This is a genomic window from Niastella yeongjuensis (genome assembly GCF_900110245.1).
Classification (GTDB): Bacteria; Bacteroidota; Bacteroidia; order Chitinophagales; family Chitinophagaceae; genus Niastella; species Niastella yeongjuensis.
In genome coordinates this window covers 272,146-284,193 of the sequence record NZ_FOCZ01000003.1, presented here as the reverse complement: position 1 = coordinate 284,193, position 12,048 = coordinate 272,146, and the positions used below count along the sequence as shown (strand labels likewise).

Below are 12,048 nucleotides of genomic sequence, written 5' to 3'. Positions count from 1 at the left end.
CCAACAAAAACTACCATGCCAAAGAAACTAACTACCGATAGCGCCATTGAAATAAAAGAAGTGTACACCGCAGCCGATGTACCCCCTTCTACCCAACCCGAAATGCCGGGCCAGTTCCCCTTTACCCGGGGCGTGCAGGAAGATATGTACCGGGGTAAACTCTGGACCATGCGTCAGTACGCCGGGTTCAGCACGGCCGAGGAAAGCAATAAACGGTATCATTATCTGCTTTCACAGGGGGTAATGGGCCTGAGCGTGGCCTTTGACCTGCCCACCCAAATCGGGTACGACAGTGATCATGCGCTGGCCGAAGGTGAGGTAGGAAAAGTTGGGGTGGCTATCGATAGTATAGAGGACATGCAGACACTGTTTAAAGGCATCAAACTCGAAGAGGTTTCAACCTCCATGACCATCAATGCCACGGCCTATATCCTGCTCTCGTTTTATGTAGCACTGGCTAAACAACAGGGCGCCGACCTGAAAAAGATCACCGGCACCATTCAAAACGACGTCCTGAAAGAATATGCGGCCCGGGGCACTTATATTTATCCGCCCCAGCCCTCCATGCGCATCATAACCGATATTTTCGAATGGTGCAGCCAGGAACTGCCTAAGTGGAATACCATTTCCATTTCAGGTTACCACATTCGTGAAGCAGGCAGCACTGCCGTGCAGGAGATCGCTTTTACGCTAAGCAATGGCAAAGCGTATGTAAAAGCTGCACTGGCGAAAGGACTCGATTTAAACGTGTTTGGCCGCCGCCTGTCGTTCTTTTTCAACTCGCATAATAACCTGTTTGAAGAAATAGCCAAATTCAGGGCTGCCCGCCGCATGTGGGCCAACATCATGAAAGAACTGGGCGCTACCGATCCCAAAGCCATGATGCTGCGCTTTCACACCCAAACCGGTGGCAGCACCCTAACGGCCCAGCAGCCCCAAAACAACATTGCCCGGGTTACGGTGCAAACGCTTGCTGCCGTAATGGGCGGTACCCAGTCATTACACACCAATGGGTTCGATGAAGCCTTAAGTCTGCCGACAGAAGAAGCGGCCCGCATTGCCTTACGTACCCAACAGATCGTTGCTTTTGAAAGCGGCGCTGCCGATACCGTTGACCCACTGGCCGGCTCTTATTACGTTGAATCGCTGACCAACGAAATTGAACAAAAAGCCTATGAGCTTATTGCCACCATCGATGCCATGGGTGGCAGTGTATCGGCCATCGAGGAAGGATTTATTCAGGATGCCATTGCCCGCAGTTCGTACGATTATCAACGAAAGATCGAGAGCGGCGAAAAGATCATTGTAGGCGTTAATAAATTCCAAACCACAGAAAAAGATACCACCCCGGTATTCAAAATAGATGACTCCATTAGACAAATTCAAACCCGGCAATTAGTGAACCTGCGCAATAACCGCGACCCGGCTAAATGCGACCAGGTATTACAGGGCCTGAGTGACAAAGCCACCGCGGGCGAAAACATTATGCCTACCGTAATTGAAGCGGTTGAGCAGAAATGTACGTTGGGGGAAATTGCGGATACGTTAAGAGAGGTGTTTGGGGAGTATAAATAGTAGCCGTTTATTATTATAAAAAAATTAAAGGCTGTCCGCCATCGCGGACAGCCTTTATCATTGAATATCGGGTTGTTATTATTTTACAAGCACTGTTTTACTATACGAATTGGTGCCATCACCCCACCAGATAACATAAATACCCGGCGCTATACCGGTTAAATCGATCCTGGTTTGTGAAGTGTTCGGACTGATCTTAATATTATCAAGAATTTTACCCATGGAGTTAGTGACTTTAATTTGGGAGTTATTGGTAGAAACGGGATGTTCAACCAGCACATAACCAGTTGCCGGATTGGGAGCGGCAACAATTCCAACGCTATAAGTAAATCCTCCGAGTGTATCAGTTCCGTTTGCAGCAATTACTTCTACTATCCCGCTGGCGCCGGCACCAACAACTGCATTAATTGTTGAATCGGAAATGATAGTAAATGATGCGGCTGGTGTTCCACCAAAGCTTACACTTGTTGCATTGGTAAAATGGGATCCTTTAATAGAAACTATAGTGCCAGAGGTTCCCGTTGTTGGCGCAAAGGTAATAATGGCTGGTGACTGTACGGTTTGTACAGGTGGCTGTACGGGAGGGATCAAAGTAAATCCACCCAGGGAATCAGCTCCATTTGATGTGGCTACGCTTACCAGACCAGATGATGCTCCTGTTGCTACTACTGCATTTATAGTTGAATCGGAAGTCACTGTAAACGAAGCCGCTGCCGTACCACCGATCCTAACAGCTGTAGTACCGGTAAAATCATAACCTTTGATGGTGATGATAGTACCAACAGTACCGCTTGCCGGAGTAAACGAACTGAGATGCGGTGGTTGTAAAGAACTATTAAAACCACCCAGCGATGCGATACCTCCCCTTGTGGTTACAGTTACGGCGCCTGAATAAGTTCCTGCACCCAGGATAGCCTCAATAGCCGCGCCATTGTTCGGAAACTCCCTAAAAGAAGCTACCGGCTTACCGCCTATAGACACTGCCGTTACATACATAATGTTTGTTCCCCTGATCGTTACTTTGGTGCCCTCTGTGCCCATAGTTGGCGTAAATGAGCTAATAACAGGGGGCGGCGGAATATAGAGGAGGGTAAATGTGTCAATAGTGTTGCGGCTGTGAATTAAACCATAATATTCCTCACCATAGGACACCTCAATCGGCATTTTTACGTCCCATGAAGGGCCGGTACCTCCAACAACAAACTTCACGATGGAATCGGAAACTATTGTAAAGGAAGCTGCATCAACAAACGCCTTAACTTTCTTTATGGAGGTAAAGTTAAACCCTTTCAGGGTGACCACTGTACCCGGGCCTGCACTTGTTGGTGTAAACGAATCAAAATAAGGAACATCATTTTCAATGATAAATGCCCTTGCAGATCTGCCTGTTCCCGCAGGTGTGATCACTCTTACAAGTCCACCTTTAGCATTTCGGGGTACAACCGTTTTGATCTGGGTATCTGAAACAACAGTAAAAGTGGCAGGTATGGTATCATCAAAGTAAACTGCCGTTGCACCGGTAAAATATTGCCCATTAATAATAGTGTTAAAACCTTGTGGTACATCATCCGGGTTAAACCCGGTGATTACCGGTAGTAAGGCTATATAAGTAAATGAGCCTAATGAATCCCGGCCTCCCGGGTTTGTTACTTTCACCGAACCGCTTGAACCCAGGCCCACTTGCGCAGTAATAGTTGAATCAGAGGTTATCGTAAATGAAGTAGCTGGCGTGCCGCCAAAACTAACTGCGGTTGCTCCGGTCAGGTTATTACCTTTGATCGTAACCATGGTCCCAGGTATTGCACTGGTGGGAGTAAACGAACTAATATGCGGGGCACTTAAATTGGGTGCAGTATAAATAAAGCCATCCAGCGATGTGGTACCACCTGGCGTGGTTACACTTATAGCACCTGAATTTGTTCCTGCGGCCAGTACTGCCTGAATGCTTGTTGGGGAAATCACCGTAAATGAAGCTGCCGGTATACCTCCAATGCTAACAGCTGTAGCGCCGGTAAGATAATATCCATTGATCGTTACCGGAGTACCAAGCGTGCCGGTTGCAGGTGTAAACGACCAGACGCTGGGGATGGGATTAGTTGCATATTTATAAGCAAACGTATCATTGGTATTACGAAAACTAAGCATTGGGATTGTTGGGCTGCCAACGTCATACGATACAATAATCTCCCATTTTGAGTCCCACGCAAGGTTGTCACCCACAACAAATTTCAGTATGGAATCCGAAACTACTGTAAAGCCAGCCACAGATAACTGGCCAACTTCCTTTATTTTGGAAAAGTTAAATCCCTTCATGGTTACTACTGTACCAGTAATTCCGCTTTTGGGTGTAAAGTAGTCAATATAAGGAACACCACTTGCAATGCTAAATGCCCTTGCAGACCTGCCCGTTCCCGCAGGTGTAGTTACTCTTACAAATCCACCTCTGGCATTTCGGGGCACAGCAGTTTTGATCTGGGTGTCGGAAACAACAGTAAAAGTGGCGGGTATAGTATCATCAAAGTAAACCGCCGTTGCCCCGGTAAAATATTGCCCTTCAATAATGGTGGGATATCCTTGCGGTATCGCTTCCGGATTGAACCGGGTGATTACAGGTGTTTGGCTTTTGAGCTGATTAGTCGATAAAAGAATAACGAAGACAAGGAGGCATTTTAATGCTGCAAACATTTTTGATTTTGTAAAGGGGTAATATTCGGGCATTTTCAGGGGATTTAGGATCCAAAAATAAATCGACCAAAGATAATACCCTGTTCGCGTATACGCAATAAAGAAAATATCTGTGCAGTTTTGCCTTATAAATATGCTGTTTTAGGCGAAAATCGTGCTACCAGATAAACTTCTTACTTTTCATCTCCCCTTTACCAACCAAACGAACAACATACGTTCCATGCGCCAGGGATTGTATTGGTGTGGTGATTACCTGTACACCAGCTTCCAGTTCAAGGGATTGCTGTTGCAGAACCGCTCCATTCATGGTTACCACCGACAGGGTGTACGATCCTTTTTCAGGGACCTGTAACGAGGTTACCAGTAACTGTCCATTGTAATTGGCATAATTGACCAACTGTTGTTTGGAGATAGTGTTATTCACCTTTACCAGCCAGGAGAAATAAGTCCAGCCGCTGGGTTCGTTTATCTTGATACGATAGTATATAGCAGGGGCATTGCCGGGCGCCTGTTTATCGTCATATTGAAACGAACCGGTTACCTGGTTTTCGTTTTGAGTGAAGTTGTTGATGGCTGTAAAATCAGCGCCGTTCAATGAGCGCTCTACATGAAACACATCGCCTTCCTGCACATTGGTCATCTGCCATTTCAGGGAAACTATTTTATCGCTATTACGATTAGCCTGAAAACCAGTGAAGGTAAGCGGCAATAAAGCACCTACGCCTTGCACAGCGATATTGTCCAATACCAAACGGCTAAGCCCGCCGCTCGATATAGTTGCATTATACCCATATAACCGAAAAGTGACCGGGGTGAACAGATGCAGAAAGCTGCTGTTCAGTGTAACCGTATAATTCTGAATGCCGGTGGTTAAACTGTTTGAACCAAGATCTGCGGTATAGCCATCCTGGCTGCTTCGCAGGCTCCAGGAAGTAGGCCCTGAACCAGCGGCGGTGCCCGTTGTGCTTTTTCGCATGGTCAAAACAATACTCGTTACATCGAGCTGGTAACCAGTGTTGGGGCTCAGTGTAAATTGAAGATATGCGTTGGGGTCCAGAGCGCCGGCAGGCCAGCCGCCTTCACCAAAATACACGGTACTCCCATTATATGCTTTAGTTGGAATAGCTGCACTAAAATCGGCTACAGAAACGGTATTGTAAGTACCACTGGAACCGGAGGTAGTTCCGTTGAATGTCCAGTTGCCTATCGGTTGTGAAAGACCAGGGATAGCGATGAACGCCAGTAGCAAAACACTACATACTTGCTTACCAATGAGCATAGACCACACAGGTCTGCCGCCGGTGAAAGCGGTTTTCAGAATAGGGACGGGCATCTCAGGACAGTTTTCGGGATTAAATACACTTAATAAACGATAAATATATTTACTTATTACATGTTTGTACATCAGGGCTTTACAGTCAAGATAAACACTATATAAAGTAGATTAAAAATCATATGTTTAGTCGTGCTGCCGGCTCCTGTTTTTTTTCTACATTCAGTAAAATCAACCAGCATGCTGCTTAAACCATTAACACGATGGATCTTATCACCCATCTTTTTGATCCTGGTAACCGCCGTACAGGCACAACAAAATAAGCCCACCACCATCGATCAAAAGGCTGCGGCCATTCTACCTAAAGTCATTGAATGGCGGCGCTATTTGCACCAGCACCCCGAGCTGTCCAACCGCGAATACCAAACCGCCCAATTTGTTGCCGATCATTTAAAAAAGCTGGGACTGGAAGTACAAACCGGTATAGCAAAAACCGGTGTGGTGGCCATTTTACGGGGCGGACAACCTGGCCCGGTGGTGGCTTTACGGGCCGATATGGATGCCCTGCCGGTAAAAGAAAGAGTGGATGTACCGTTTAAATCTACCGTGCGGGCTGAATACATGGGCGATACCGTACCGGTTATGCATGCCTGTGGACACGATAGCCACGTAGCAATGTTGCTCGGAGCCGCAGAAATTTTAGCCTCCATGAAAAAAGAAGTGCCCGGCACCGTTAAATTCTTTTTTCAACCGGCAGAAGAAGGTCCGCCCGGCGATGAAGAAGGTGGTGCCCAGCTTATGGTAAAAGAAGGCTGTATGGATAATCCCAAAGTAGATGCCGTTTTTGGAATGCACATTGAATCGGCTATTGAAGTAGGGAACCTGGAATATAAATCAGGTGCTTTCATGGCTTCTTCCGACTGGTTCACCATTAACATAAAAGGCAAACAAAGCCATGGTTCACAACCCTGGAAAGGGGTAGACCCTATTGTAGTGGGTGTAGAGATCATCAATGCCCTGCAAACGATCGTAAGCCGCGAATCGGACCTTACCAAAGCACCGGTTGTTGTTACAGTAGGGAAGTTTCACAGCGGCGTACGGCCCAACATTATTCCTGAAGAGGCAGTGCTGCAGGGCACTATTCGTACACTGGATAAAACCATGCGGTTGCAAACACACGAACGGCTTAAACAGATGTCCACCACCATTGCATCGGCCATGGGCGCCTCTGCTGAAGTTTCTATCGATACCCAAACCCTTGTTACTTACAACGATCCTGCCCTTACCAAAATGATGATACCAACACTGGAAAGATCAGCGGGCAAAGAAAACGTAAGGGAACGCGGCTGGGTAACGGGTGCCGAAGACTTTTCTTATTATGGGGAGAAAGCCCCTGCCCTGTTTATAAATATCGGTGGCCTGCCTAAAGGCGCCGATAAATCAAAAGCCCCGCCCCATCATACCCCTGATTTTTACATCGACGACAGCCGGCTGGATGTGGGGGTAAAGACGTTTTGTAACCTGGTATTTGATTATGCGAAAGCGGTGGGGGGTAAGAGGTAAGAGGTAAGAAATTTATGAATTTCGAAAATAACGCACAAATAAAAAAAGCCTGCCATTTAAAACGGCGGGCTTTTTTATTTAATTTTCGTATTTCCTACTTCTTACATCCTACTTCTGAAACTTATAATGAAATAGTAACCCTTTTTCACAAATTCATCCTGGTTATCCTTTCTTCTGCTCCTTCGCCCACGTATCTTTCAGCGTAACGGTTCTGTTAAAAACCATTTTATCTTCAGAGGTGTCTTTATCGAGGCAGAAATAACCTTTGCGTAAAAACTGGCAGCGGTCGCTGAAACGGATGTTCTTCAATGCAGGTTCTGCAAATGCCGTACTCACCACCTGCAATGAATTAGGATTGATATAATCCTTAAAATCGCCTTCTTCACTGGCAGGGTTCTCTACCCTGAACAAGCGGTCGTACAGGCGTACTTCAATGCTAATGGCCTGTGCCACGCTCACCCAGTGCAAAGTGCCTTTTACATGAATACCGGATGTATCGTTATTGCTCTTGCTTTCGGGGATATATGAACAATGAACTTCCGTAATGTTGCCATTGCTGTCTTTGATCACTTCATCACATTTAATGATGTAAGCGCTTTTCAACCGCACCATTTGACCGGGCGCCAGGCGGAAGAATTTCTTGGGCGGGTTTTCCATAAAGTCTTCCCGCTCGATGTATACCTCCCGTGTAAAAGGGATCTCCCGGTGGGTGGTATTGGGATCTTCCGGATTGTCCTCACTTCTAACCATTTCCACTGCCCCGTCGGCCGGATAGTTAGTGATCACCACTTTCAATGGATCAAACACCACCATACGACGCTGAGCGATCTTGTTCAGGTGCTCGCGTACGCAAAACTCCAGCAGCGATACATCGATCATGTTCTCGCGTTTGGCAATACCGATACGCTCGCAGAACTCGCGAATGCTTTCGGGGGTATAACCTGCGCGGCGTAAACCGGAGATCGTAGGCATCCGGGGATCGTCCCAGCCGGTTACATGTTTATCGTTCACCAGTTGCAGCAGTTTTCTTTTGCTGGTTACAGTGTAGTTTATATTGCGGCGCGCAAACTCATATTGATGCGAGGGGTAAATGCCCAGTTTATCGATCAGCCAGTCGTACAGCTCACGATGGGGCACAAACTCCAGGGTACAAATAGAGTGCGTAATATGCTCAATGGAATCGCTTTGACCATGCGCCATATCGTACATGGGATAAATACACCATTTGTCGCCCGTGCGGTGGTGGTGTGCATGTTTAATACGGTACAAAACAGGGTCGCGCATCAGCATATTTAAATGCGCCATATCGATCTTTGCACGCAGCGTACGGGACCCGTCGGGGAACTCGCCGTTCTTCATGCGGGCAAATATGTCCAGGTTTTCTTCAACAGAGCGGGTGCGGAACGGGCTGTCTTTTCCCGGTTCGGTATGGGTGCCTTTCATGGCAGCGATCTGCTCGGAGGTAGAATCGTCAACATACGCCAGGCCTTTCTGAATGAGCATAACTGCGAATTCATACATCTGGTCGAAGTAATCGGAGGCGTACAGTTCATTCTTCCATTCAAAACCCAGCCAGCGGATATCATCCTTTATGCTTTCCACATACTCGGTATCCTCAGTTACCGGGTTGGTATCATCGAAACGGAGGTTGGTATAGCCGGGGTACTTTTTGGTAAGCCCGAAATTTAAACAGATGCTTGAAGCATGGCCAATGTGCAAATAGCCATTGGGCTCGGGTGGAAAACGGGTGGCAATAGTGGTATATTTACCCGATTTCAGGTCCTCTTCAATGATCTCTTCTAAAAAATTCAGACTTTTCTCTTCCGGTGTGTTGATCTCTGCCATAACTCAATAAATTGAATTTGGCAAATTTACGAAATTCTGGTGGCTAAAATGGCCGGTCAACCGGACAGTTCTCGCAGGCAGGAAATAATTTTTTAATGGGGAGGGTCTACCGGAGTGCCCGTGGCGCAAAATGAAGGAGAAAATCGTTCTTTCCCTTCCGTTGAGTTTCATTCCGAAAAACCGGAATGAAACTTAGGACAGGAATGACAAAGAATTATCGTTATTGATCAATGGGTGAACTACATTCTCTTTACGAGAATCTCCTGAACCATTTTCGATTCAGTGGTCAATTCAAATTTGTGGCTGCCATTGGTATCACGGATGATGATCACCAGTTTACCATTTTCAACCGGCGCTCTGAACACTCTGTTGAAGTTCTTGCCGGAGAAAGTAGAACGGTACAGGTTATCGCCATTGATATCATTTACCAGGATGTCGAAACGGCCACCATCGGCGTTTTCATACTTAATGTTAAAGTACACCTGGCCTTCTTCCATTTTCAGGCATAATACAGAGGCGTTCTCATCATCTACGCGTGTTGAATCTGTAGTGTTGGCTGTTGCAGATACATAGGTTATTGACAGCACCAGCAACATAAAAGCAGTTTTCTTCACTAAAGAAAAAGCTTTAAGCATGATTGTTTTCATATTCTTTGTTTTAAATAATTCAATAATATGAAAGCGAATCGTTAAGATACTGGGGCAAGCTGTTGATTTACAAGAGAAGACAAGCGGCGTTGAGCGAGGAATTAAAAAAGAACGTTTAAACCGTACACAAATTTATACTAAAAACGGGGAAAGGTAACCCGTACGTGTGCATTGGTGACTAAAATAATATTCCGGTAATATGAGGCTGGGAGCGGGTTTCAGCCTGTTTGTTCGGGTGGTTCTTCCTGTTAGCAACTGGCTTTCAATACGGTGAAAGATGATTTAGGTAATGATCCATATAAGGATTTTGTATAAAACGTGGTGAAATGCCTTTTTTAGCGGAGGAAGGGTATAAAAGAAAAAAGAGCTGTAGACACAGCCCTTTACCATTAATCAATAACCTATGAAAAACACTATTTAATTATGTAAGTCAAAGATAACCAGCCTGATGCCGCGGTCATAATCAATTCGATGTTTGCCCCCAAATCACCGACGAATCATCCCGAAAAAACGATAAACTATTACTGGCGGGAACCAAATAACAGGCTGCCTATACGTACAAGGGTACTTCCTTCGGCTATGGCCAACTGGTAATCACTGCTCATACCCATCGATAAAATCCTGAATTGATCATTTCCCGGTTGTGCGGTAAAGTGATCGAACAGCATTTTCAGGTACGCAAACTCTTTTGTTACCTGTTCGGTGTCGGCAGTAAGCGAAGCCATGCCCATTAAACCTGCTATTTGTATATTTTGAAGCTGGTTTAAGAGTTTATACTTATGAATATCTTCCATGGCTGCCATCAATTCCATTTCATTAAAACCGAATTTGGTTTCTTCCTGGGCTACATGTACCTGTAACAGGCAGTGGATGGTGCGGTCGAACTTTTTAGCCTGTCTGTCAATTTCCAGTAATAATTTGTAGCTGTCTACCCCATGGATCAAATGCACAAACGGGGCGATGTATTTAACCTTGTTCGATTGCAGGTGACCAATAAAATGCCAGCGGATGTCATTGGGCAGCAGCAGCTGTTTTTCGGCCAGCTCCTGTACATAGTTCTCCCCAAAATCACGTTGTCCCAAATCATATAACTCCAGGATATCGCTTACCGGTTTGGTTTTTGATACAGCCACCAGCGTCACCTGTTGTGATTGTAATTGCTCATTTATTTCCAGGTAAGCCTTTGTATTTGCTGCCATCGATTGTTCTGTTTATTCAATAAAAAAACCTATACCTTTTTGTCGCCGCAAAGGTATAGGTTATGCTGGTAAATAATTATGCCACTACTTCAATATGGACCGGCTGATCACAATGCGTTGTACCTCGCTGGTGCCTTCATAGATCTGCGTGATCTTGGCATCGCGCATCAGGCGCTCCACGTGGTATTCTTTTACATATCCATAACCACCGTGTACCTGTACTGCTTCCGTAGCCACCCACATGGCAGTTTCGCTCGAAAACACTTTGGCCATAGATGAACTCAATGTATAATCGAGGTGCTGGTCTTTTTCCCAGGCAGCTTTTAAACACAATAAACGGGCGCATTCAATGCGGGTAGCCATATCGGCCAGTTTGAACTGAATGGCCTGGTGATGCATAATCTCTTTACCAAAGGCTTTTCTTTCCTTTGAATATTTCAGGGCCAGTTCATAAGCACCGCTGGCAATACCCAATGCCTGTGAAGCAATACCTATACGGCCACCGGCCAGGGTCTTCATGGCAAAGGCGAACCCAAACCCATCGCCGCCGATGCGGTTTTCTTTGGGCACTTTTACATCGGTAAATGTAATGCTATGCGTATCGCTGCCGCGGATGCCGAGTTTGTTTTCTTTAGCGCCCACAGTTACGCCAGGCGAGTCTTTTTCAACAATAAAGACATTGATACCTTTGCTGCCTTTTGCAATGTCCGACTGGGCCATCACCAGGTAAACAGAAGCCGAGTTACCATTGGTGATCCAGTTTTTGATGCCGTTCAACACGTAATGGTCGTCTTTTTCTTCGGCTACTGTGCGTTGTGAAGTGGCATCGCTGCCCGCTTCCGGTTCACTTAGCAAAAAGGCGCCAATATACAGTTCGCCGTTTTTGCGGCCCTGTGCCAGGGGCACCAGGTATTTTTGTTTTTGTTCTTCTGAACCAAATTTCTCCAATCCCCAACAAACCAGGCTGTTGTTTACACTCATACTTACACTTACACTGGCATCGATCTTACTCACCTCTTCCATCGCCAGCACATAGCTGATGGTGTCCATACCGGCGCCGCCGTAATCAGGACTTACCATCATACCCATAAAACCAAGCTCAGCCAATTTTAAGATCTGTTCCCGGGGAAATTTCTGGTGCTCATCGCGTTCAATTACTCCTGGCAGGCACTCGTTCTGGGCAAAATCGCGCGCGGCTTTTTGAATCATTAGATGTTCTTCGGTAAGTTGAAATTGCATATCACGAATTTAATTAACTGCT

Annotated in this window: 8 protein-coding genes; 2 read left to right on the top strand and 6 right to left on the bottom strand. The window is 46.0% G+C overall.

The window, feature by feature from the left end; translation table 11 throughout:
* The first annotated feature begins 15 nt into the window (after positions 1-15).
* A complete protein-coding gene (locus BMX95_RS09610) occupies positions 16-1,575 on the top strand; it encodes an acyl-CoA mutase large subunit family protein (RefSeq protein WP_081204166.1) in 1,560 nt (519 codons plus the stop codon).
* Positions 1,576-1,653: 78 nt separating this feature from the next.
* Here the strand turns inward: BMX95_RS09610 and BMX95_RS09605 are convergent, their stop codons facing one another.
* Together BMX95_RS09605 and BMX95_RS09600 are read right to left on the bottom strand one after the other, a co-directional pair.
* Positions 1,654-4,293: an IPT/TIG domain-containing protein gene (locus BMX95_RS09605; protein WP_090519369.1), complete on the bottom strand. Its 2,640-nt coding sequence runs from the start codon at positions 4,291-4,293 to the stop codon at positions 1,654-1,656.
* A 124-nt stretch (positions 4,294-4,417) separates the two neighbouring features.
* Entirely contained in the window at positions 4,418-5,593 is a 1,176-nt protein-coding gene (locus BMX95_RS09600) for a T9SS type A sorting domain-containing protein (protein WP_165758804.1), read from the bottom strand.
* Between the two features lie 180 nt (positions 5,594-5,773).
* Here BMX95_RS09600 and BMX95_RS09595 point away from each other — a divergent pair, with 180 nt between their 5' ends.
* Positions 5,774-7,096, top strand: coding sequence for an amidohydrolase (locus BMX95_RS09595; RefSeq protein ID WP_081197509.1), 1,323 nt, complete (start codon positions 5,774-5,776; stop codon positions 7,094-7,096).
* Between the two features lie 162 nt (positions 7,097-7,258).
* Here BMX95_RS09595 and BMX95_RS09590 read toward each other — a convergent pair whose 3' ends face one another.
* The 4 genes from BMX95_RS09590 to BMX95_RS09575 all read right to left on the bottom strand — a co-directional run bounded on the left by BMX95_RS09590 (position 7,259) and on the right by BMX95_RS09575 (position 12,026).
* Positions 7,259-8,941 carry a glutamine--tRNA ligase/YqeY domain fusion protein gene (locus tag BMX95_RS09590; RefSeq protein WP_081197508.1) on the bottom strand — a complete coding sequence of 561 codons (1,683 nt, stop codon included), beginning with the start codon at positions 8,939-8,941 and terminating at the stop codon, positions 7,259-7,261.
* 239 nt (positions 8,942-9,180) lie between these two features.
* The gene (locus tag BMX95_RS09585; RefSeq protein WP_081197507.1) at positions 9,181-9,588 is read right to left on the bottom strand and encodes a hypothetical protein; all 408 of its coding nucleotides are present in this window, start codon (positions 9,586-9,588) and stop codon (positions 9,181-9,183) included.
* Between the two features lie 521 nt (positions 9,589-10,109).
* Positions 10,110-10,787: a YggS family pyridoxal phosphate-dependent enzyme gene (locus BMX95_RS09580; protein WP_081197506.1), complete on the bottom strand. Its 678-nt coding sequence runs from the start codon at positions 10,785-10,787 to the stop codon at positions 10,110-10,112.
* 84 nt (positions 10,788-10,871) lie between these two features.
* Positions 10,872-12,026, bottom strand: coding sequence for an acyl-CoA dehydrogenase (locus tag BMX95_RS09575; RefSeq protein WP_081197505.1), 1,155 nt, complete (start codon positions 12,024-12,026; stop codon positions 10,872-10,874).
* Between the last annotated feature and the right edge of the window lie 22 nt (positions 12,027-12,048).